The organism is Roseomonas sp. TS2 (assembly GCF_058833935.1).
Genome location: NZ_JCACVY010000076.1, coordinates 1 through 19,213, shown reverse-complemented (window position 1 = coordinate 19,213; position 19,213 = coordinate 1). Strand labels below are relative to the sequence as shown.

The window sequence follows — 19,213 nt, the reverse complement described above, 5'->3', positions numbered from 1 at the left end:
CGGCGCAGGCCTCCGGCCCGGCGGCCGGAAGAGCGCCCTGGCGGCGCGCCTCATAGGCATCCCAGGCCTCGTCCCAAGGGTCCGCACTCGGCATGCAACACTCTCCCGCCCCCGGCCTGACACGCCGCGCCCAGAATTCCGGTCCCGCCCGGATGGCGTGTCAGCCGTCATCCGTCTCGTTTTTGAGACTAACGCGGTGCAGCTTGCACAATCGTTAAGAAAAGGAAGATGGGCCGGGGATGGGAGAAGGGGCCGTGCGCGCCCCCTCCTTCAGGCGTAGCGCCCCAGGCCCCGCTCCAAGGCGCCCAGGGCGCTGGCCAGGGCCTCGTTCATGGCCTCGGCCGCCAGCTCGGGCGGCAGCGGCCGCTGCGGCGGCAGCGGCGCCGTGCCGCGGATGGCGAGCTGGGTGAGAAGCTGCGCATCGCCGCCCGTCTCGCGCAGCAGCACCACGGACAGCCCGGCCACCGCCTCGCCCTTCGCCAGATCGGCATGTAGCGCTGTCAACTCGCTCTCCAGCACCAGATCGGGGCTGACGCGGCTGCCGGTGGCCACCACGCCGTTGAACAGGCCGGAGGCGGAGAGCCAGCGGCGCATCGCCTCCTCGGCCAGCTCCACCGGCGGCGCGCTCCATTCGGCGTAGAAATCGACCGAGATGGTGCCGTCCTCCCGCAGCGTGCGCAGGCCGCGCGTGTCCTGGCCGGGAGCGGCGCGCATCAGCCGCACCTGCAGCACGCGCCCCCGCCCCCGCCGGGCCGGCGGCCCGTCGCGCCGCGGGTCGAGCGGGAAGCGCTTCGTCTCCACATAGGGCCGTTCGGGGATGACGCTGCAGGCGCCCAGGGGCAGCGAAGCCAGCGCAGGCAGGGCCAGGAGCAGCAGGCGTCGGTTCATGCGGGGGGCTCTCATCAGCGGTTGGCGGGCGGCGGCGGCGGCGCGCCGAAGATGGCCTGGCCGGGGGCGCGGCGCAGCGTCTCGGTGGTGTCGCGCAAATTGCTCACCACGGCGCGCAGGTCGCGCAGGATCGGCGCGAGGTCGGCATTGGTGTCCTGCGTGGTGTTGCGCGCCGCCCGCGCCGTCTGCTCCAGCGCGCCGATGACGGCGGGCAGCCGGGTCAGGGCGCGGCGCATCTCCTCGGTGGCGGCGCCGGTGTTGGCCAGCGCCTCGCGGATCTCGGGGCCGGCGAAGGTGGTGCGCAGGTCGGCCGCCACGCCGCGCAACTCGGCCACCATGGCGGGCACGTCGGAGCTCTGCACCACCTGGCGCAGCAGCGCCATGGTCTGCGCCGCCTCGGCCAGAAGGTGAGCGAAGTCGCCTTCGTCCACCTGGGTGCGCAGGGTGCGGACAATGCCGCTGACATCGTCCAGCAGCTGCTCCAGCGGCGCCTGCTGGATGCGGGACAGGATGGCCTCCGCCGCGTTCTGCACCTGCGCCACGGTGGAGGGCATGGAGGGCACCACCGGGTAGTCCGGCTCCCAGGGCACCTCGCGCGGCGGGAATCGCTCGGGGCTGACGAAGTCCAGCTCGATATAGGCGACGCCGGTGATGCCCTGGCTGGAGAGCCGGGCGCGCAGCCCGCGCTCCACCGCCCGCATCGCCTGGTCCTCGGTGCGCACCGTGGCCTTGGCGGGGTCGAGCGAGAGGCGCACCAGCACGAGCTGGAAGGCCTCCAGCGCCGCGTCGCGGCTGCCCGGCGGATAGGCGGCGTTGACCAGCCCCACCTGGCTCACCTGGCCGATCTGCACGCCGCGGTAGCGCACCGGCGCGCCGACCTCGAGGCCGGTGACGCTCTCCTGCAGGTAGGTCTCGAAGACGATGCTCTGCCGGCCGAAGCCGCCGCCCGTCAGGAACAGCAGGAAGCCGAGGCCGAGCGCCAGCCCGACCAGGATCAGGGCGCCGACGCGGACATAGAGGCTGCTGGAACTCGCCATGGCTCAGGCCGCCTCCCGGCGGAAGAAGGCGCGCACGGTGGGGTGCGTCGCGTGGTCGCGCAGCTCGCGCGGGTCGCCCTCGGCGATCATGCCCTTGGCCTGCTTGTCCAGCATGATGCAGCGGTCGCCGATGGCCAGGATGCTCTGCAATTCGTGGGTCACGACGATGAAGGTGGTCCCGAGGTCGCGCGCGAGGTCCCGGATCAGCTGATCGAGGCCGGCGGAGGTGATGGGGTCGAGCCCGGCGGAGGGTTCGTCGAGGAACAGCAGCGGCGGGTCCAGCGCCATGGCGCGGGCGATGCCGGCGCGCTTGGCCATGCCGCCCGAGATCTCGGCCGGCAGCCGGTTGGCGGCGTCCGACAGGCCGACCAGGCCGAGCTTGACGCGCGCCACCTCCTCACGCGCCGCGCGCGGCAGGCGGGTGTGCTCCTCCAGCGGCAGCATCACGTTCTCCAGCAGGGTCATGCTGCCGAACAACGCGCCGGACTGCCACATGACGCCGAGGCGCGAGAGCAATTCGCGCCGCTCCCGCCCGCGCGCGGCATCGAGGTTCTCGCCCAGGATGCGGATCTCGCCCTCGCTCGGCCGGTAGAGGCCGATCAGCAGCTTCAGCAGGGTGGACTTGCCGCAGCCCGAGCCGCCGAGGATGACGAAGACCTCGCCCTTGCGCACGTCGAAGGTGACGTCGCGGAACAGCACGTTGGACCCGAAGGCCATGGTCAGGCCGCGCACGCCGACGACGGCGGGGGCCTCCTTCTGCTCGGCCATGCCGCTCACCATCCCAGACGGTAGAAGAGGACGGCGAACAGCCCGTCCAGCACCACGGTGGCGACAATGCCGCCCACCACGGCCTGGGTGGCGGCATCGCCCACCGCGCGCGGCCCGCGCCCGGCGCCGAGCCCGGCGCGGCAGCCGATGCCGGCGATGACCAGCCCGAACACGCCCGCCTTGAACAGCCCCCCCAGCAGCGAGCCCAGCGTCAGCCACTGGCTGAGCTGGTTCAGCACCAGGGCGGGGGGGAAGCCCAGCGTGCCCATCACCACGCCCATGCCGAACAGGCCAGTGAGGTTCACCACCAGCGCCAGCACCGGCATCACCAGCAGCGCCGCGACGAGGCGCGGCAGCACCAGCATGCTCACCGGATCGACGCCCATGATGCGCAGCGCGTCCACCTCCTCGTTCACCGTCATGGTGCCGAGTTCGGCGGCATAGGCCGAACCGGTGCGGCCGGCGACGATGATGGCGGCGATCAGCGGCCCCAGCTCGCGGATCAGCGAGATGCCGACCAGCGGCGGGATGAAGATCTCGGCGCCGAACTGCCGCATCGGGATGGAGGACTGGAAGGCCAGGATGACGCCGATCAGCGTGCCGAGCAGGATCGCCAGCGGGAAGGCGCGCAGCCCCGCCTCGTCCAGGTGGCGCAGCAGGTCGGCCACGCGCAGTCGGCGCGGCTGGGGCAGCACGGCCAGCCCCATCAGCACCGTCTCGCCGAGGAAGCCGGTGGAGGCGCGGAAGGCGCGCAGGCCCCCCACCCCCCAGGCGCCGACGCGGCCGACGAAGGGCAGCGGCTTCGGGCCGGCGGCCGGGCGCGGAGCCGCCAGCGCATCCTGCGCCCGCTTCAGCACGGCCGAGACGGGCGCGCTGGCGCCCTCCATCGGGGCATCGCCCGCCACGGCGGCGCCGCGCAGCACCAGGGCGGCGCCGGTGGTGTCGAGCGCCGTGACGCCGGAGAGGTCCAGCCGCCGCGCGCCCCGCGCGGCCTTCAGCAGCGGCTCCCACAGCCCGCCCACCTGCCGCGTGGTCATCGCCCCGCGCAGCCGCAGCGTGTCGTCCTGACGGTCGTAGCCCGCCTGCTCTGCCTGATCCGTCATGCGGTGCAGCAGATAAGGCAGCCTGAGCGAAACTTTAAGCCTGTGTTCATCTCACTGGTTCCGGAGGGACGCCGGCCAGGGCCGCCAGGGCCGCCAGGGCCGCATGGGCGGCCCATTCGCCGCTCTCCCACGCGCCGCCCACCGTGGCGGCGAGGCGCGGGTGGCAGGCCTCGCCGGCGAAGCAGAGCCGCCCGCCGGCCAGCGGCGTGCCCAGGATGCGACGGGCCGCGGCCCGGCCGGGCCGGGCATGGGAGTAGGCACCGCGCGCATAGGGGTCGTTGCCCCAGTCGCTGGCCAGCACCGGGGCGCCGCGCAGCGCGGCATCGGCGCGGGGGCCGAAGGCCGCGCGCAGCTCCGCCCGGGCCAGCGCCTCCAGCGCGGCGGGGCCCTCGCGGCTGGCCTCCCAGGCGGCGGGGCCGCCGAGGAAGCCCATCAGATGGTCCTGGCCGAAGGGCCAGGCGATGAAGGTCATCGCCGCCTCATCCTCCCGCTCCACCCGCCGCTCCAGCCCGGTGAAGGGGGCGAGGCCCAGCCGGTCCTCCCCCGCCGCGCGCAGGCCGATCTTGTTCAGCAGGCCGAGCGGCAGGTCGTGCGCCGCCTGCTCCTTCTCCGCCGGCAGGGGCGGGTCGAAGCGCAGCGCGCCGGCGGCGAGCAGGGCGGTGGGGAGGGTCACGATGGCGGCGCGGGCCGAGACGCGGCCGAAGGCGCCCTCCGCCACCACCCCCCCGGCGCGGCCCCATTCCAGCCGCTCCACCGCCGCGCCATAGGCGATGGGCAGGCCGGCGGCGAGGCCGGAGAGGAAATTCCCGATGCCCTGCGGCAGCAGCCAGTTCGGCGCGTCGAGCTGGGTGTCGAGGAAGTCCCGCAGGTCCATTTCGGCCAGCGGCGCGGCGCAGATGACGGGCCCTTCCCAATGCGCCACCATGGCATCCCAGGGGCCGCCGCGCGGGGCGAAATCGGCCGCCGAGGCGCCGGGCGGCGCCTCCGGCAGGGCGGCGCGCAGGCGGGCGTGGAAGGCGGCGTAGGTGGCGTCGTAATCGGCCATCTCCGCCTCGGCGGCGGGGCGGCCGTCGATCAGGCAGAGATGGCGGCGCACCGCATCATGGTCGAAGGGCGCGGCGCCGGCGGCGAGCGGCGCCAGCGGGTTGTCCAGCGCCTGGTGCAGCCAGGTGGCGCCGAGGTCGAAGGGCGCGGCCAGGGTGGTGCTGTCGGTCCAGGCGCGGCCGCCCGGGCGGTGCCGCGCCTCCAGCACCCGCACGCCATGCCCGGCGGCGCGGATGGCGCGCGCCGCCGCCAGGCCGGCGGCGCCGGCCCCCACCACCAGGATGTCGGGATCGGCCATGGCGGGCGCGCTCAGCCGCCGCGCATCCGCCCCCAGGCATCGCGGCCGCGGCCGAGCGAGACGGCATCCGCCACATCGTTCGGCACCACGCGCTTGCCCACGGGGAAGATGGCGGCACCGGCCAGCTTCAGATGCGCCCAGGCCAGCGGCAGGCCGATGATGGTGACGGCCATCGCCGCCGCCAGAGTCAGGTGCGAGATGCACAGCCAGATGCCGGCCAGCAGGAACCAGATCAGGTTGGCCAGCAGCCCCAGCGGCCCGGTGCCGATGGAGGGGACGCCCGTCAGGTCCTCGCGCGAGACCAGGCTGCGGCCGAAGGGGAGGAAGGAATAGCTCGCCATCGTCACGCAGGCGCGCGCCCAGGGGATGCCGATGATGGTGATGGTCATCAGCACCGCGGCCAGCAGCCACATCGCCGCCGTGACGAAGCCGAGGGCGAAGACGTTCCACAGGATGTTCAGCAGCAGCGCCAATTCACTCTCCCTCGGGTTGCTGCCACGGCAATGCCGGGCAGAGGCGCCGGGTTGCCCCACCCCCGAAGCGGGGTGACAGGCCGGGCCGGCGGCCGCACACTCCCTCTCATATGGGGCCGGGCCCCGGCAATCTCACCGGCTGGCCCTGTTGGCGAGGAGCAGGCGATGACGGAACAGGATGGCGCGATGCGGCCACATGCCGCGCATTGGGGTGCCTTCCGGGCCGGCTGGCAGGACGGCGCGCTGGTGGTGGAGCCCCATCCGGCGGACCCCGACCCCTCGCCGATCTTACAAAACTTCCCGGAGGCGCTGCGCCACCGGGCGCGCATCGCGCAGCCCATGGTGCGGCGGGGCTGGCTGGAGCACGGCCCCGGCCCCAGCACGGCGCGCGGGCGGGAGGCGTTCGTCCCCGTCTCCTGGGAGAAGGCGCTGGCGCTGCTGGCGGGCGAGCTGGCGCGGGTGCGGGATTCGCACGGGCCGCAGGCGGTGTTCGGCGGCTCCTATGGCTGGGCCAGCGCCGGGCGCTTCCACCATGCGCAGAGCCAGATCCACCGGTTCCTCAACATCGCCCTCGGCGGCTATGTCCGCTCGGTCAACAGCTACAGCGCCGGCGCTTCGGCGGTGATCATCCCGCACATCCTGGGGCCGTTCGAGGCGGTCACGCGCCGCAACGTCACCTGGGAGCAGATCGTCGGGCACACCGGGCTGGTGCTCTCCTTCGGCGGCATGGCGGTGAAGAACAGCGCGGTGGCCAGCGGCGGCGTCTCCCGCCATGTCGAGCGCGGCGCCATGGCGGCGGCGGCGGCGCGCGGCACCCGCTTCGTGCTGATCGGGCCGCTGCGCGACGACCTGCCGGAGGAGGCGGGCGCCGAGTGGCTGCCCATCACCCCCGGCACCGACACGGCGCTGATGCTCGGCATGGCGCACACCCTGCTGGCCGAGGGGCTGCACGACACGGCCTTCCTCGCCACCCACTGCACCGGCTGGGACCGCTTCGCCCCCTACCTGACCGGCGCCGCCGACGGCCAGCCGAAGGACGCCGCCTGGGCTTCCGCCCTCTGCGGCATCCCGGCCGAGCGCATCCGGCAACTGGCGCGGGACGCGGCCGGCACCCGCACCCTCATCTCCATGGCGCATTCCCTCCAGCGCGCCGAGCATGGCGAGCAGCCGGTGTGGATGGCCGCCGTGCTGGCGGCGATGCTGGGGCAGATCGGCCTGCCCGGCGGCGGCTACAACTACGCGCTCGGCGCCATCGCGCACTACGGCAAGCGGGCCAATGCGGTGCCGATCGCCGGCCTGCCGCAGGGGAAGAACGGGGTGCGGGACTTCATCCCCGTGGCGCGCATCAGCGACATGCTGCTGAACCCCGGCGCGCCCTTCGACTACAACGGCCAGCGCCTGGCCTACCCCGGTATCAAGCTGGTCTACTGGGCGGGCGGCAACCCCTTCCACCACCACCAGGACATCAACCGGCTGCGCCGCGCCTTCGCCCGCGTCGACACGCTGGTGGTGCATGAGAGCGCCTGGACCGCCACCGCCCGGCACGCCGACATCGTGCTGCCCGCCACCCTCTCGCTGGAGCGGGAGGACATCGCCGGCTCGCCCAACGACCCGCTGCTCGTCGCCATGCACCAACTCGCAAAGCCCTTCGGCGAGGCGCGGGACGACTACGCCATCTTCGCCGGCCTTGCGGAGCGGCTGGGCTGCGAGGCGGCGTTCACCGAGGGGCGCGACGCGCGCGGCTGGCTGCGCCACCTCTACGAGACCACCCGCGCGGCACTGGCCGAACGCGGCGAGACGGCGCCTTCCTTCGAGGAATTCTGGCAGGACGGCGAGTTGGCCCTGCCCCAGGCGCCGGATGATGGCGGAATCCTGCGCGCCTTCCGCGAGGACCCCGCGGCGAACCCGCTGCCCACGCCGAGCGGCCGCATCGAGATCTTCTCCGAGACCATCGCCGGCTTCGGCTACGATGACTGCCCCGGCCACCCCGCCTGGCTGGCGCCCACTGACACCCCTGCCCCCGGCGCGCCGCTCTGGCTGGTGGCCAACCAGCCCGCCACCCGGCTGCACAGCCAGCTCGATTTCGGTGGCACCAGCGCCGCCTCCAAGCGGCGCGGGCGGGAGGTGGTGCGCCTCCACCCCCAGGACGCCGCGGCGCGCGGCATCGCCGAGGGCGACATCGTGCGGCTGCACAACGCCCGTGGCGCCTGCCTGGCGGCGGCGGCGCTGAGCGAGGCGGTGATGCCCGGCGTGGTGCAGCTCGCCACCGGCGCCTGGTACGACCCCGAGGACCCGAACGATGAAAGCCCGCTCTGCGTGCACGGCAACCCGAACGTGCTGACGCGGGACGTTGGCACCTCGCGCCTCGCCCAGGGCTGCACGGGGCAGCTCACCGCGCTGGAGGTGGAGAAGTTCACCGGCAACCTGCCGCCCGTGCGCGCCTGGGACCCGCCGGCCGGCTGAGCGGAGGCGGCGGGGCCGGCGCCCCGCCCCTTCGCGGCACGGCGATTTCCTGTTTCCCGGAACGCACCGGTCGTATAGTTTCCTAGGAAATCGATCATATCCCCATGCCGCAGCCCCTCCCCGAACTGACCGACCATCTCGGCTACCGGATCCGCCAGGTGTCGAACCATGTCTCGCACGCCTTCGCCCGCAAGCTCGCCGCGCGGGGGGTGACGGTGGCCGAATGGGCGCTCCTGCGCATGCTGTACGGGCAGCCGCCCCTGCCGCCCAGCCAGCTCGCCACGCGGATGGGCATGACGCGCGGCGCCATCACCCGCCTCGCCGACCGGCTGATCGGCAAGGGCCTGCTCCTCCGCGCGCCGAGCGCGGCGGATGGGCGGGCGCAGACCCTCGGCCTGACCGAATCGGCCACCGCCTTCGTGCCCGAGCTGGCCCGCCTCGCCGACCGCAACGAGGCCGAGTGCTTCGCCCACCTCTCCCCCGCCGAGCGCGAGACCCTGCGCGACCTGCTGGAGCGGACCGTGGCGCGGCTCGGCATCACCGGCGTGGCGGTCGACTGACCTCCCGCAACCCCACACCCCGGATGAATCCGATGGACGACACCTCCCGCGCCGTGGCCCAGGCCTGCCTCGACGGCGCCGAGGCCGGCACCCTGCACTTCCCCGAGATCCTGGACCGGCTGGGCCGCGCCGGCTTCGAGAGCTACGCGGTCGATTTTCGCAGCGCCAGCGCCACCTACTACCGTGCGGACGGGGAAAGCCTGGTCCTGCCGCAGCCCCCGCAGGAAGGCCCCATCGCGGCCGCGTTCGACACCGCCGCCCTGCGCGCCGCCATCGGGGAGGCGCAGCGCCAGGCGCCCGGCTACAGCTACCAGGGCTTCTGCGCCAGGGCGCGCGCTGCCGGGTGCGTGGGCTACATCGTCTCCCTCGCCGGGCGGCGGGCGGTCTATCTCGGCCGCACGGCGGAGACACATGTCGAGCACTTCCCCCCCATGGCGGCGGTGGCCGCGCCATGAGCGGCTGCGCGCGCTGCGCCTGGGCCGAGGGCGACCCGGTGATGGCGGCCTACCACGACACCGAATGGGGCGTGCCCCTGCGCGACAGCCGCGCGCTCTGGGCGCTGCTGGTGCTGGAGAGCTTCCAGGCCGGGCTTTCCTGGCGGACCATCCTGCACCGCCGCGAGGGCTTCCGCGCCGCCTTCGCGGGGTTCGACCCGGAGGCGGTGGCCGCCTACGACGCCGCCCGGGTGGAGGCGCTGGTGCAGGATGCCGGCATCATCCGCTCCCGCGCCAAGATCGAGGCGACGATCGGCAATGCCCGCGCCTATCTGCAGATGATGGCGGCGGGGGAGGATTTCGCGGCCTTCGCCTGGGGCTTCGTCGGCGGCGTGCCGCGGCTCGGCGACGGCACGCATGTGGCCGCCAGCAGCGCCGAATCCGAGGCGCTGTCGAAGGCGCTGAAGCGGCGGGGCTTCCGCTTCGTCGGCGCGGTGACGGTCCATGCCTGGATGCAGGCGGCCGGCCTGTTCAACGACCACGCCCTCGGCTGCCCGCGCCGCGCGGCGCTGGCGCCGCCCGGAGCAGCCTGAGCGGCGGCCCCGGGGCCGTAGCCTCAGGGCCGGTGGATGTCGTGCACCTGGATGCCGCTGCCGGGCGGCGGCATCACCAGCCAGTTGCCGTGCCGCAGCGTGGCGCGGGTGTCCTCCAGCCCGCTCTGCCAGTGGGCGTGCATGGAGGTGGTGGAGAACTCGTAGTCCTTCGCCTGCCCCTCGAAGGCCTGCTGCTGGTAGATCAGCTGCAGGATCACCACCTCCGGCATCCGCTCCAGCTGCGCCTTCAGCGCCTTCTGGCCCTCGTCCAGCCGCTCGGGCGGCACCATCTCCAGCGCCCGCCGCAGCTCCACCTCCAGCTGGCGCTGGCGGCGGTAGATGTCCGTCACCATGCGGGTGCGGCTGCTGTAGCGGATGTCCTTCTCGCGCGACATCACGCCCGGCATGGAGCGCGGCACCAGCCCCCGCGCGCTGAACAGGTCCACCTGGAAGGCCAGGGTGTTGCGCCCCTCCAGATTCTCCAGCAGGTGCTGCAGGGGCGTGTTGGAGACAAGGCCGCCATCCCAGAACCAGTCGGTTCCCACCTGCACCATGGGCAGCGCCGGCGGCAGCGCGCCGGAGGCCATGATGTGCGCCTCGGTGATGCGCATGCGGCTGCTGTCGAAGAAGGCGAAATTGCCGGTGGCGACGTTCACGGCGCCGACCGAGAAGCGGATGCGCCCATCGTTCAGCAGGTCGAAATCCACCAGCTCGCGCAGCGTCTCGCGCAGGGGCGCGCTGTCGTAGAAGGCGGTCGCGGTGCGCGCGCCGGGCAGCGAGAACCACGGGTTGGGCCGGTTCGGCGTGAAGAAGCCGGGCTGGCCCTGCAGCATGGTCAGCACCGCCGAGGCCTCGTGCCGCCACTGGCGGAAGAGGTCGCCATCCGGCAGGGCCTGGGGCCAGATGCGCTCGCTGGTGACACGGTCCCAGAAGCTGTGCAGCGCCGCCACGCGCCTCTCCGGCGGGTTGCCGGCGATCAGCGCGCCGTTGATCGCGCCGATCGAGACGCCGGCGATCCAGTCCAGCGCCACGCCCGCCTCGGCGAGCGCCTCGTACACCCCGGCCTGGTAGGCGCCGAGCGCCCCTCCCCCCTGCAGCACCAGCGCCACCCGCCGGCACCCCTCCGGCCGCCACGGGTCCCTGGGGCGGAAGCCGTGCCGGTCGAGGCCGGCGGCGGGCTCGGCGGCGGGCTCGGCGGCGACGGGCCGCTCAGGGATGGAGCGCTCGGGGATGGGTGCGTCCATGGGGGCTCTCCTGCGCGTGGATCGCCCCCAGGATGAGGCCCGCCCGGCCCGCCGCCAAGGCGCGGCCGGGCGGCGCGGCTCAGAGCTTCAGCCCGAGCCGGTCGATCATCGCCTTCTCCTCGGTGTTGGTCTTCTGCGCGAAGGCGGCATATTCCTCCGGCCCCATGTAGATCACCGGCATGTCGTAGCGGTCGAGGATGGCGACGTGCTTCGGGTCGTTCACCGCCACGCGGAAGGCCTCGTCCAGCACCTTCACCACCGCGGGGTCCATCCCCTTCGGCCCGGCGACGCCGTAGGGCGAGGTGGAGACGATGTCGATGCCGCTTTCCTTCAGCGTCGGCGTCTCGGGGAAGCGCTTGGCGCGCGAGGGGCCCCAGGTGACGAGCAGCTTCACCCGGCCGTCCTTCACCATCTCCGCCCAGCCGGAACTGTCGGCCAGCGCATGGGTCTGGCCGCCGAGCAGCGAGGTGAGGTTCTCGGCGAAGCCGCGGAAGGGCACGTGCACCCACTCCACCCCCTTCTGCCCGGCGATCTGCTCCATGGTGATGTGCAGCGAGGTGCCGACGCCGGGGGTGCCGTAGGTGAACTTGCCCGGGTTCTTCTTCGAATCGGCGATGAACTCGTCGAGCGTGTTCCAGGGCGCGTCGGCGCGGACCACGATGCCGAACAGGTAGCCGGTCAGGTGGCTGACCCAGGTGAAATCCTTCATCGGGTCGAAGGGCGCGCGCGCGGCCATGTGCGGATAGCGGAACACGCTGATCGGCATCTGCGAGAGGGTGTAGCCGTCCGGCTTCTCGTTCAGCAGCGCCTGCGGGCCGAGGATGCCGCCGGCGCCGGAGCGGTTCTCCACCACCACCGGCTGGCCCAGCCTGGCCGAGGCCACCTCGCAGAAGGCGCGCATCTGGACATCGGTGGTGCCGCCGGCGCCCCAGGGCACCAGCATGCGGATCGGGCGGTTGGGGAAGCCGGATTGGGCCAGGGCCGGCCGGGCCAGCGCGGCCGCGCCGAGGCCGGCGGCGCCGAGGGCACCCAGCGAGAGCGCCGCGCGGCGGGTCAATGCAGTCATTCTTGTCTTCCTCCAACTTCCTCGCTTTATAGGGGCAAGGCTCCACGTTGGAGTTTAGCCCGGAAACCCTCCCGGCCGGCAACCTCCCTCCCCGTTTCCGTGCGGCCCCGTTTCCGTGCGGCCGGTCTCAACCCCTGCGCTCCATCCCGCAGGGTTGATCCCCCATTTGGGAGGAAGTGCTTATAGGTGGGCCTGCAACCGGGCAGGCTCGGAGAGACGACGCATCATGGCCCCTTTGGGCACCGAATCCCGGCGTACCGGCCTGCGCTGGCACCTGCGGCAGGAAACCCGGTCCCGGCACGACGCCGCCGATGCCCTGGGTAGCGACCACGACCTCGGCACCCTCGCCGGCTATCGCGGCTTTCTCCGCGCCCATGCCCGCGCCCTGCCGGCCCTGGAAGCCGCCTGCGACGCCGCGGGCCTCGCCGCCAGGCTGCCGGACTGGCCCCGCCGCCGCCGCGCCGCCGCCCTGGCCGCCGATCTCGCGGCGCTCGGCATGGCCGCGCCCGACAGCCCGCCCCTCGCCTTCGCCGGGGTGGAAGAGGCACTGGGCGCCGCCTATGTGCTGGAGGGCTCGCGGCTCGGCAATGCCATGCTGCTGCGCCAGGCTGCGGCCCTGCCGGAAGCACGGGGGGCCACGGCCTACCTGGCCCACGACCCGGGGACGGGAGGCTGGCCGGCCTTCCTGCCGCTGCTGGAGCAGGCTCTCCCCGGCTCGCACCTCTGGCCCGAGGCGGCGCATGGCGCGCGCCTGGCCTTCGACCACTTCCTGGCGGCCCTGCGTCGCGAAAGGACCGCTGAGCCAATGCTGCATGCGTGAAGACCTGGGCGACCTCTCTCTGACACAGGCCGTCGACCTGACGAATTGCGACCGCGAGCCGATCCACCTGCTGGGTGGCGTTCAGCCGATCGGCTTCCTGGTCGCGGTCACTTCGGACTGGGTGGTCCGGCGGACCTCCGCCAACATCGAGGCGCATCTGGGCCAGGCGCCCGAGGCCCTGTTCGGCAGCTTCCTCTCCCGCCTGCTGACGCGCGAGGCGCTGCACCAGATCGGCGGCCGGCTGCACCTGCTGCGCGGCCCCAACGCGGTGGAGCGCCTGTTCGGCGTGGTGCTGCAGGAAGGGCAGCCGCCCTACGACCTCGCCATCCACATGGCGGGCGAGATGATCGTGCTGGAGGGCGAGCCCTCCGACCTGGAGGACGCGCTGGAGGCCGGCACCACGGTGCGCGGCATGATCGCCCGGCTGCACCAGGTGGAGGGGTTCGACGGCCTCTGCCGCGAGGCGGTGCGGCAGATCCGCGCGCTGACCGGCTTCGGCCGCGTCATGCTCTACCGCTTCGACCATGACGGGGCGGGCGAGGTGATCGCCGAATCGACCGCCAGCTTCATGCCCTCCTTCATGGGGCTGCACTTCCCGGCCTCCGACATCCCGCGCCAGGCCCGGCTGCTCTACGAGCGCAACTTGCTGCGCCTGATCACCGACACGGAGCTGGCGCCGGTGCCGGTGCTGCCGCTGCTCGATTCGCGCCAGCAGCCGCTCGACCTCTCGCTCAGCGTGCTGCGCAGCGTCTCGCCCATCCACATCGAGTATCTGCGCAACATGGGGATCAAGGCCTCCATGTCGATCTCGGTGCTGCGCAAGGGCCGGCTCTGGGGGCTGATCGCCTGCCACAACACCGAGCCGCTGCGCGTGCCCTTCGAGCGCCGCACCGCGGCCGAGCTGTTCGGCCAGATCTTCTCCCTCGCCCTGGAAAGCCGCGAGCGGGAGGAGGATCTCTCGCGCGAGGCGCAGGCCAACCGCGTGCACCACCGGCTGATGGCCTCGCTCGGCGCCATGCGCCCCGGCAGCAGCTCGCTCGCCGAGTTCCTCGAGACGCTGGCCGAGGTCATCGGCTGCGACGGCATCGGGCTGTGGAGCAGCACCGGCACCGCGCTGCACGGCCACACGCCGACGGTGGAGGAATTCTCCGGCATCGTCCGCTTCCTGCACCGCGCCGCCTCGGGCACCATCTACGCCACCCACCGGCTGGGGGAGATGCACCCGCCGGCGGCCGACTACGCGCAGCGCGCCGCCGGGCTGCTCGCCATCCCGCTCTCCCGCGCCCCGCGCGACTACCTGGTGTTCTTCCGCCGTGCCGTGACGCAGTCCGTCACCTGGGCGGGCGACCCGAGCAAGCCGGTGGCGCTGGGGCCGAACGGGCCGCGCCTGACGCCGCGCAAGAGCTTCGCCGCCTGGCAGGAGACGGTCGAGGGCCAGAGCCGCCCCTGGACCGAGAGCGACCTGATGATGGCCGAGCGCCTGCGGGTGACGCTGCTCGAGGTCGTGCTGCAGCTCACCGACATGGCGGAGCGCGAGCGCCGCGTGGCGCAGGAGCGGCAGGAGATCCTGATCGCCGAGCTGAACCACCGGGTGCGCAACATCCTCGGCCTGATCCGCGGCCTGGTGAACCAGACCCGCGGCCATGCCGGCTCGGTGGACGAGTTCGCCGGCATGATCGGCGGCCGCATCCAGGCGCTGGCGCGCGCGCATGAGCAGATCACCACCGACCGCTGGCGCGCGGCGCCGCTGGAGGAGCTGATCCGCTCCGAGGCCGCCGCCTACGCCGCCAATGGCCGCGACCGGGTGCGGCTGGACGGCCCGCCTGTGCTGCTCGAGCCGGTGGCCTACACCACCCTCGCGTTGGTCATGCACGAGATGATGACCAACGCCGCCAAGTATGGCGCGCTGTGCGACGGCCACGGCCATGTGCAGGTGCGCTGGCGCTTCACGCCCGAGGAGGCGCTGGAGATCCGCTGGACCGAGGAAGGCGGGCCGCCCGTGCAGCCGCCGCGGCGCCAGGGCTTCGGCACCACCATCGTCGAGCGCGCCCTGCCGCACGACCTGAAGGGCGAGGCGGAGCTGCACTACCACCTGTCCGGCGTGCAGGCCCGCTTCCTGCTGCCGGCCAGCTATGTGCGGCGCGGCACGGAGGCGGCGGTGGAGGCACAGCACGCCCTTCCGGCTGCCCCGGCGGAGTTTTCCTTCTCCGGCCGCGTGCTGCTGGTGGAGGACAACCTGCTGATCGCCATGGATGCCGAGGACCAGCTGCGGCGCCTGGGGGGCACGGCGGTGGATGTCGCCTCCTCCGTCCAGGCGGCGCTGCGGATGCTGGAGCATGCCGTGCCCCAGGTGGCGCTGCTCGACGTCAATCTGGGCCGCGAGAGCAGCTTCCCCGTGGCCGATGCCCTGCTGGCGCGCGGCATCCCCTTCGTCTTCGCCACCGGCTATGGCGAGGCCGATGCCTTCCCCGACCGCTTCCGGTCGAGCGAGGTCATCAGCAAGCCCTACACGATGGCGGAGATGCGCACCGCCCTGCAGCGCAGCATGGGCCAGGGCCGGCCCCCGCCGCCCTCCACGCCCCGAACCGAGGAACCCGCATGACCCGTCCGCTTTCCGTCGTCACCCTGTGCGGCAGCCTGCGCGCCGGCAGCTACAACGCCGCCCTCCAGCGCACCCTGCCGGAGCTGGCGCCCGAGGGCATGACGCTGACCGCGCTCGAGGGCCTGGGCGACATCCCGCTCTACAATTCCGATGTGCAGGCGCAGGGTTTCCCCGCCGCCGTCACCGCCATGGGCGAGGCCATCGCCGCCGCGGACGGCATCATCATCGTCACGCCGGAATACAACTACTCCATCCCCGGCGTGCTGAAGAACGGCATCGACTGGCTCTCCCGCCTGCCCGACACCCCCTTCGCCGGCAAGCCGATGGCCATCCAGAGCGCCTCGATGAGCGTGCTGGGCGGGGTGCGCGCGCAGTACCACCTGCGCCAGGTGGCGGTGTTCCTCGACGCGCGGGTGCTGAACAAGCCGGAGGTGATGGTGGCCTCCGTGCAGCAGCGCGTGCAGGACGGCCGGCTGACCGACGAAGGCACGCGCGAGGTGATCCGCAAGCAGCTCGCGGCCTTCGCGGCGTTCATCGGGGCGGCGAACGCGTAAGCAAGCAAGGCCAGGGGAAGGAATTCCCCTGGACCCCATCTTCCTTCCGTCAGTTCAGGGCGCGCCAGCCGATGTCGCGGCGGCAGAAGCCCTCCGGCCAGTTCACGGCATCCACCGCCGCATAGGCCGCGCCCCGCGCCTCGGCCAGGGTGGCGCCGCTGGCGGCGACGCCGAGCACACGCCCGCCCGTGGCCACCAGGCTGCCATGCGCGTCCCGCGCCGTGCCGGCATGGAAGACCTGCGCGCCCGGCACCTGCGCCGCCCGCTCCAGCCCCTCGATGACGCTGCCCTTCTGGTAGGCGCCCGGGTAGCCCTTCGCCGCCATCACCACCACCATCGCCGCCTCCTCCGACCAGCGCAGGGCGAAGCGGTCCAGCTCGCCATCGCAGGCGGCCAGCAGCGCGGCCAGCAGGTCGGATTGCAGGCGCAGCATCAGCACCTGGCATTCCGGGTCGCCGAAGCGGACATTGAACTCGATCAGGCGCGGACCGCTTTCCGTCAGCATCAGCCCGGCGAACAGCACGCCGCGGAAAGGCGTGCCGCGCTTCGCCATCTCCGCCAGGGTCGGGCGGATGATGCGGTCCATCACCTGCGCCTCGATCTCGGGCGTGAAGGCGGGCGGCGGGGAATAGGCGCCCATGCCGCCGGTGTTGGGGCCGGTGTCGCAATCGCCCACGCGCTTGTGGTCCTGCGCGGCGGCCATGGGCAGGGCGGTGGTGCCGTCGCACAGCGCGAAGAAGGAGACCTCCTGCCCCATCAGGCATTCCTCGATCAGGATCTCGGCGCCGGCCGCGCCGTGCACGCGCTCCTCCATGATCTCGGTGATGGCCTGCTCGGCCTCGGCCAGCGTGGCGGCCACCACCACGCCCTTGCCGGCGGCCAGGCCATCGGCCTTCACCACGATCGGCGCACCCTTCCGCCGGACATAGGCGCGGGCCTCGGCGGCATCCGTGAAGCGGGCCCATTCGGCGCCGGGCACGCCGGCGGCGGTGGTCACCTCCCGCGTGAAGGCCTTGCTGCCCTCCAGCTTCGCGGCGGCGGCGCTGGGGCCGAAGCAGCGGATCCCGGCTGCGGCGCAGGCATCGGCCAGCCCCAGCGTCAGTGGCGCCTCCGGCCCCACCACCACCAGGTCCACCGCCTGCGCCTGGGCGAAGGCCACCAGCCCGGCGACATCCTCGGCGCCGATCGCCACGCATTCGGCGATCTCGGCGATGCCCGCATTGCCCGGCGCCACCCAGAGCTTGCCCAGCAGGCCGGAGCCGGAGAGCGCCCAGGCCAGGGCATGTTCGCGGCCGCCGCCGCCCACCAGAAGCACTTGCATCGTGACCCGAGGCCCTTGTTCCAAACCGGGGCCGCGCTAGCATGACTGGCGGGGCTGCGTCAGCCCATGCCTTCAACCCTGTGCCAGGCCGCCGCCGCCTCAGGCGGAGGTGTTCCAGATGTCGCGGTGCCATTTCCAGCCGCCATCCCCGCATTTCCACAGCACGACATACTGGATGGGGATGATGGCGCTGCCGGTGACAATCTCCCCCCCGCGCGACCTCGCAGGCCATCTCGCCCAGGATGGTGGTCTCGAACGGCCGCAGGCGGCAGGCGGTCACGCCAAGGCTGCGGGCCGCCTGCTGCCAGAATGCGCGGATCGCCTCCAGCCCCTGCACCGCCTCGCCGCCCGGCGGCAGGATGAGGGCATCGCGGGTGTAGACCTGGTCCAGGGCCTCGAACCGGCCCTGGCCGACAACCTGCTCCTCGAAGATCCTGTTGACCTCGTCCATGGCTTGCCTCGCGGCCGCGTCGCGCATCGGAGCCTCCCGGGGATGCAATATGTTCCGATATAGTAACATATTGCGGTGTGGCCCGCAAAGGCCGGCCGGCTGGCCGTGGCGCCGCGGCCGCCCTACTATGCGCGGCATGGACACGCCCGATGCGCGCGAGGCCCCGGCCCGCAGCAACGCCCCCGAATTCACCGTCTCCGAGATCAGCGGCGCCATCAAGCGCACGCTGGAGGGCGAGTTCGGCCGCGTGCGGGTGCGCGGCGAGATCACCGAGCTGAAGGCCTACCCTTCGGGCCACATCTACCTTGCGCTGAAGGATGAGGGGGCGAAGATCCGCGCCATCATCTGGCGCTTCGCCGTGCCGCGCCTCTCGCTGAAGCCCGAGAACGGCATGGAGGTGATCGCCACCGGCAAGGTCTCGGCCTATGGCGAGCGCAGCGACTACCAGCTCATCATCGACCGCATCGAATTCGCCGGCGAGGGCGCGCTGCTCGCCCGCATCGAGCAGCTGAGGAAGAAGCTCGGCGCCGAGGGGCTGTTCGACGAGGCGCGCAAGCGGCCGCTGCCGCTGCTGCCGCGCGTGGTCGGCGTCGTCTCCTCCGAGAAGGGCGCGGTGATCCAGGACATCCGCACCACCATCGCGCGGCGCTTCCCGCGCCACCTGCTGCTGTGGCCGGTGCCGGTGCAGGGCCAGGGCGCGGCGGAGCAGATCGCCGCCGCCATCCGCGGCTTCTCCCGCCTGCCCGCCGGCCTGCCCCGGCCGGACGTGCTGATCGTCGCGCGCGGCGGCGGCAGCCTGGAGGATCTGATGGCCTTCAACGAGGAGGTGGTCATCCGCGCCGTGGCCGAATGCCCCATCCCGCTGATCTCGGCGGTGGGGCACGAGACGGACACCACGCTGATCGACTTCGCCTCGGACCGCCGCGCCCCCACCCCCACCGCCGCCGCCGAGCTGGCCGTGCCGGCGCGGGCCGATCTGCTGGCGGCGCTGGGGCAGACCGCCACGCGGCTGCTGCAATCCGGCCAGGCGCTGCTGAACACGGCCCGGCTGCGCCTCTCCCGCGCCGAGGCGCGGATGCCGGACCTGCCCGGGCTGGTGGGCGCCGCCCGCCAGCGGCTCGACGACCGCGCCGAGCGCCTGGCCCTGGCGCCGGGCGCGCTGCTCTCCCGCAAGCGCGCGGCGCTCGATGCCATCGCGCCCCGCCTGCCGCATCCGCGCGAGACGCTGGCTGGCCACCGCAACGCGCTGGCGCTGCTGGAGATGCGCGGCGGTGCCGCGCTGCGCCGGATGATCGACCGCCGGCAGACCGCGCTGCACCGCCTGCCGGACCCGGCCGGCGCGCTGGCTGGCCGGCTGCGGGAGGCAAGGCTGCGGCTGGAGGGGCTGGTGGGCCGGCTGGAGGGCGCCTCCTACCAGGGCGTGCTGGCGCGCGGCTTCGCGCTGCTGCGCGGCGCCGATGGCGAGCCGCTGACCGAGGCCGCCGCCATCGCCCC

The 19,213-nt window shown here is 73.1% G+C and carries 18 protein-coding genes; 9 read left to right on the top strand and 9 right to left on the bottom strand.

Annotation, left to right across the window (positions count from 1 at the left end; all coding sequences use genetic code 11):
* Positions 1-270 precede the first annotated feature (270 nt).
* Genes ACZJYS_RS13480 through ACZJYS_RS13455 form a run of 6 tightly spaced genes read right to left on the bottom strand, consistent with a single transcriptional unit; the run spans position 271 to position 5,611 of the window.
* On the bottom strand, positions 271-888 hold the full coding sequence (locus tag ACZJYS_RS13480) for an ABC-type transport auxiliary lipoprotein family protein (protein WP_493178894.1): 618 nt from the start codon (positions 886-888) through the stop codon (positions 271-273).
* A gap of 14 nt (positions 889-902) precedes the next feature.
* Positions 903-1,925, bottom strand: a complete 1,023-nt coding sequence (locus tag ACZJYS_RS13475) for an MlaD family protein (protein WP_109516254.1) — start codon at positions 1,923-1,925, stop codon at positions 903-905.
* 3 nt (positions 1,926-1,928) lie between these two features.
* Positions 1,929-2,693: an ABC transporter ATP-binding protein gene (locus ACZJYS_RS13470; protein WP_109516411.1), complete on the bottom strand. Its 765-nt coding sequence runs from the start codon at positions 2,691-2,693 to the stop codon at positions 1,929-1,931.
* A 5-nt stretch (positions 2,694-2,698) separates the two neighbouring features.
* Positions 2,699-3,796 carry an ABC transporter permease gene (locus ACZJYS_RS13465; protein ID WP_493178889.1) on the bottom strand — a complete coding sequence of 366 codons (1,098 nt, stop codon included), beginning with the start codon at positions 3,794-3,796 and terminating at the stop codon, positions 2,699-2,701.
* A gap of 46 nt (positions 3,797-3,842) precedes the next feature.
* Positions 3,843-5,138, bottom strand: coding sequence for a flavin monoamine oxidase family protein (locus tag ACZJYS_RS13460; RefSeq protein ID WP_493178886.1), 1,296 nt, complete (start codon positions 5,136-5,138; stop codon positions 3,843-3,845).
* Positions 5,139-5,149: 11 nt separating this feature from the next.
* Positions 5,150-5,611, bottom strand: coding sequence for a YccF domain-containing protein (locus tag ACZJYS_RS13455; RefSeq protein ID WP_109516258.1), 462 nt, complete (start codon positions 5,609-5,611; stop codon positions 5,150-5,152).
* 165 nt (positions 5,612-5,776) lie between these two features.
* Here ACZJYS_RS13455 and ACZJYS_RS13450 point away from each other — a divergent pair, with 165 nt between their 5' ends.
* From ACZJYS_RS13450 to ACZJYS_RS13435, 4 genes are all read left to right on the top strand, one after another.
* Positions 5,777-8,074 carry a molybdopterin guanine dinucleotide-containing S/N-oxide reductase gene (locus tag ACZJYS_RS13450; protein ID WP_493178883.1) on the top strand — a complete coding sequence of 766 codons (2,298 nt, stop codon included), beginning with the start codon at positions 5,777-5,779 and terminating at the stop codon, positions 8,072-8,074.
* Between the two features lie 104 nt (positions 8,075-8,178).
* Positions 8,179-8,634, top strand: coding sequence for a MarR family winged helix-turn-helix transcriptional regulator (locus ACZJYS_RS13445; RefSeq protein WP_493178880.1), 456 nt, complete (start codon positions 8,179-8,181; stop codon positions 8,632-8,634).
* A 32-nt stretch (positions 8,635-8,666) separates the two neighbouring features.
* The gene (locus ACZJYS_RS13440) at positions 8,667-9,089 is read left to right on the top strand and encodes a DUF1398 domain-containing protein (RefSeq protein ID WP_493178878.1); all 423 of its coding nucleotides are present in this window, start codon (positions 8,667-8,669) and stop codon (positions 9,087-9,089) included.
* Positions 9,086-9,661: a DNA-3-methyladenine glycosylase I gene (locus tag ACZJYS_RS13435; RefSeq protein ID WP_379635948.1), complete on the top strand. Its 576-nt coding sequence runs from the start codon at positions 9,086-9,088 to the stop codon at positions 9,659-9,661. Before ACZJYS_RS13440 ends, ACZJYS_RS13435 begins: the two co-directional genes overlap by 4 nt.
* A gap of 23 nt (positions 9,662-9,684) precedes the next feature.
* Here ACZJYS_RS13435 and ACZJYS_RS13430 read toward each other — a convergent pair whose 3' ends face one another.
* Together ACZJYS_RS13430 and ACZJYS_RS13425 are read right to left on the bottom strand one after the other, a co-directional pair.
* Positions 9,685-10,905, bottom strand: a complete 1,221-nt coding sequence (locus ACZJYS_RS13430; protein ID WP_493178874.1) for a patatin-like phospholipase family protein — start codon at positions 10,903-10,905, stop codon at positions 9,685-9,687.
* Positions 10,906-10,984: 79 nt separating this feature from the next.
* Positions 10,985-11,971 carry a tripartite tricarboxylate transporter substrate binding protein gene (locus ACZJYS_RS13425; protein WP_379651854.1) on the bottom strand — a complete coding sequence of 329 codons (987 nt, stop codon included), beginning with the start codon at positions 11,969-11,971 and terminating at the stop codon, positions 10,985-10,987.
* Positions 11,972-12,197: 226 nt separating this feature from the next.
* On the opposite strand from ACZJYS_RS13425, the gene ACZJYS_RS13420 reads away from it, so the two are divergent.
* From ACZJYS_RS13420 to ACZJYS_RS13410, 3 genes are read left to right on the top strand one after another with little or no spacing between them, the layout of a single operon-like run.
* Positions 12,198-12,791 (top strand): biliverdin-producing heme oxygenase, encoded by a 594-nt coding sequence (locus ACZJYS_RS13420; protein ID WP_493178870.1) that lies wholly within the window; start codon positions 12,198-12,200, stop codon positions 12,789-12,791.
* Positions 12,784-15,393 (top strand): HWE histidine kinase domain-containing protein, encoded by a 2,610-nt coding sequence (locus tag ACZJYS_RS13415; protein ID WP_493178868.1) that lies wholly within the window; start codon positions 12,784-12,786, stop codon positions 15,391-15,393. The genes ACZJYS_RS13420 and ACZJYS_RS13415 overlap by 8 nt, the downstream gene beginning before the upstream one ends.
* The gene (locus ACZJYS_RS13410) at positions 15,390-15,947 is read left to right on the top strand and encodes an NADPH-dependent FMN reductase (RefSeq protein ID WP_109516267.1); all 558 of its coding nucleotides are present in this window, start codon (positions 15,390-15,392) and stop codon (positions 15,945-15,947) included. Before ACZJYS_RS13415 ends, ACZJYS_RS13410 begins: the two co-directional genes overlap by 4 nt.
* A 49-nt stretch (positions 15,948-15,996) precedes the next feature.
* Here ACZJYS_RS13410 and purD read toward each other — a convergent pair whose 3' ends face one another.
* Positions 15,997-17,268: a phosphoribosylamine--glycine ligase gene (gene purD / locus ACZJYS_RS13405; protein WP_493178865.1), complete on the bottom strand. Its 1,272-nt coding sequence runs from the start codon at positions 17,266-17,268 to the stop codon at positions 15,997-15,999.
* A 184-nt stretch (positions 17,269-17,452) separates the two neighbouring features.
* Here purD and ACZJYS_RS13400 point away from each other — a divergent pair, with 184 nt between their 5' ends.
* Positions 17,453-17,782, top strand: coding sequence for a hypothetical protein (locus tag ACZJYS_RS13400; RefSeq protein WP_493178863.1), 330 nt, complete (start codon positions 17,453-17,455; stop codon positions 17,780-17,782).
* Between the two features lie 73 nt (positions 17,783-17,855).
* Positions 17,856-19,213, top strand: a 1,358-nt coding sequence (xseA, locus tag ACZJYS_RS13395) for an exodeoxyribonuclease VII large subunit (RefSeq protein ID WP_493178861.1), incomplete at its 3' end; no start/stop codon positions are given.

Bases quoted from the DNA above. Each gene is read 5' to 3' on its own strand.
- ACZJYS_RS13460 (WP_493178886.1), bottom strand. From the start codon at position 5,138: ATGGCCGATCCCGACATCCTGGTGGTGGGGGCCGGCGCCGCCGGCCTG.
- ACZJYS_RS13410 (WP_109516267.1), top strand. From the start codon at position 15,390: ATGACCCGTCCGCTTTCCGTCGTCACCCTGTGCGGCAGCCTGCGCGCC.
- ACZJYS_RS13440 (WP_493178878.1), top strand. From the start codon at position 8,667: ATGGACGACACCTCCCGCGCCGTGGCCCAGGCCTGCCTCGACGGCGCC.
- ACZJYS_RS13415 (WP_493178868.1), top strand. From the start codon at position 12,784: ATGCGTGAAGACCTGGGCGACCTCTCTCTGACACAGGCCGTCGACCTG.
- ACZJYS_RS13445 (WP_493178880.1), top strand. From the start codon at position 8,179: ATGCCGCAGCCCCTCCCCGAACTGACCGACCATCTCGGCTACCGGATC.
- purD (WP_493178865.1), bottom strand. From the start codon at position 17,268: ATGCAAGTGCTTCTGGTGGGCGGCGGCGGCCGCGAACATGCCCTGGCC.
- ACZJYS_RS13430 (WP_493178874.1), bottom strand. From the start codon at position 10,905: ATGGACGCACCCATCCCCGAGCGCTCCATCCCTGAGCGGCCCGTCGCC.
- ACZJYS_RS13435 (WP_379635948.1), top strand. From the start codon at position 9,086: ATGAGCGGCTGCGCGCGCTGCGCCTGGGCCGAGGGCGACCCGGTGATG.
- ACZJYS_RS13465 (WP_493178889.1), bottom strand. From the start codon at position 3,796: ATGACGGATCAGGCAGAGCAGGCGGGCTACGACCGTCAGGACGACACG.
- ACZJYS_RS13425 (WP_379651854.1), bottom strand. From the start codon at position 11,971: ATGACTGCATTGACCCGCCGCGCGGCGCTCTCGCTGGGTGCCCTCGGC.
- ACZJYS_RS13450 (WP_493178883.1), top strand. From the start codon at position 5,777: ATGACGGAACAGGATGGCGCGATGCGGCCACATGCCGCGCATTGGGGT.
- ACZJYS_RS13420 (WP_493178870.1), top strand. From the start codon at position 12,198: ATGGCCCCTTTGGGCACCGAATCCCGGCGTACCGGCCTGCGCTGGCAC.
- ACZJYS_RS13400 (WP_493178863.1), top strand. From the start codon at position 17,453: ATGGCGCTGCCGGTGACAATCTCCCCCCCGCGCGACCTCGCAGGCCAT.
- ACZJYS_RS13480 (WP_493178894.1), bottom strand. From the start codon at position 888: ATGAACCGACGCCTGCTGCTCCTGGCCCTGCCTGCGCTGGCTTCGCTG.
- ACZJYS_RS13475 (WP_109516254.1), bottom strand. From the start codon at position 1,925: ATGGCGAGTTCCAGCAGCCTCTATGTCCGCGTCGGCGCCCTGATCCTG.
- ACZJYS_RS13470 (WP_109516411.1), bottom strand. From the start codon at position 2,693: ATGGCCGAGCAGAAGGAGGCCCCCGCCGTCGTCGGCGTGCGCGGCCTG.